General features: G+C 42.3%; 1 protein-coding gene. It reads left to right on the forward strand.

Annotated elements, in window-relative coordinates; all coding sequences use genetic code 11:
* Window positions 1-290, forward strand: a 290-nt coding sequence (locus tag KH400_RS20940; protein WP_217227953.1) for a hypothetical protein, incomplete at its 5' end; no start/stop codon positions are given.
* Window positions 291-497: the final 207 nt, after the last annotated feature.

Genomic DNA, 497 nt, shown 5'->3' on the forward strand with positions numbered 1-497 from the left:
GTTTGTACGTCTCAGTGCAACAGCCAAATGCCAAGCAACAGAATGGGGTAACGCCGTTTACAATGTATGTTGAGGCTGAAGATATGGTGCCACTGCTTGAGAAGAAGTTGAACGACCAGCTGTCAGTCGCGGATGAATATCTTGAATCATTGGAATTAAGTGATTCATTAACCAATCATGATCAAGCGTTGGTAGCAGAGCTCCGCGAGATGCAACAAGCGGGCAAATTAGCGGATATGTTAAAGACGTTGTTGAACCATAATGTGGTCACACGTCATGATTTGCATTAAATTCATGAAATTAACATACAACCATCGAGCGTAAATAGTTGTTTTTCCACAGAATTGGACTATTATAAATATACAGCGTAATCTTAAACGGCATCCTGCACCAGGGATGCCGTTTTTTAATTGAAAGGAAAGCGCCATGAACAAAACTGACAAACTACAACCGCTCCAAGAGATGGCCATTGCGTATGCAAATTCATTGCCAGGGGC

The organism is Desertibacillus haloalkaliphilus (assembly GCF_019039105.1).
GTDB classification, from domain to species: domain Bacteria; phylum Bacillota; class Bacilli; order Bacillales; family KJ1-10-99; genus Desertibacillus; species Desertibacillus haloalkaliphilus.